This window comes from Actinomyces succiniciruminis (assembly GCF_900002405.1).
Taxonomy (GTDB): Bacteria; Actinomycetota; Actinomycetes; order Actinomycetales; family Actinomycetaceae; genus Actinomyces; species Actinomyces succiniciruminis.
This window is the reverse complement of record NZ_LK995514.1, coordinates 1-647: the sequence shown is the minus strand read 5'-3', so window position 1 is coordinate 647 and position 647 is coordinate 1. Positions and strand designations below refer to the sequence as shown.

Annotated in this window: 1 protein-coding gene; it reads right to left on the bottom strand. The window is 76.8% G+C overall.

What is annotated here, in order from left to right; genetic code table 11:
- Window positions 1-647 (bottom strand): 2-amino-4-hydroxy-6-hydroxymethyldihydropteridine diphosphokinase (gene folK, locus BN1056_RS08800; RefSeq protein WP_210580462.1); only part of this gene is annotated, 647 nt, incomplete at both ends.

Genomic DNA, 647 nt, shown 5'->3' with positions numbered 1-647 from the left:
GGGCTCGGGCTCCGCTTCCGGCTCCGGCGGGGCAACGTACTGCCCGGTCGGCAGGGCGGGCAGGTGGTCGGAATCGAGCCAGTCGAGGGCGAGCCAGCGCACGCCGTCGCGGTCGGGGGCGGACTCGGCCAGGGCGGCCACGGACTGGTCACCGATCTCGGCGAAGGGATCGGCCTGCGCCCAAGGCGCCAGCACGAAGGCGCGCTGCGCGGCGCGCGGGTGCGGCAGGGTGAGTTCGGGGTCGGTGGAGGTGACTCCCTCGTAGGTGATGATGTCGGCGTCGAGGGTGCGGGGCCCCTGGGGCCGGGTGCGCACACGCCCGGCGGCGGTCTCCAGGCCCTGGCAGACGGCCAGCACCTCGCGCGGGGAGAGGGTGGTGGTCGCCAGCACCACGGTGTTGAGGTAGTCGGGCTGCTCCACGCCGTCGCTGACGACCGCGGCCGTGCGCGCCAGCGGGGCGACCGTGGTGACGGTGATGCCGTCGGTCTGGCGCAGCGTGTTCACCGCGGTGCGCAGCGAGGGGACGACGCCGCCGACGTTGCCGCCCAGGGCGATGACCAGCTGCGCGGGCGCCTGCGGGCGCACGGTGAGCGGGTCGACCGGGGGCTGCGGTGCCGGCGCGGGCGCGACGGCGGGCGCCTCCGGGG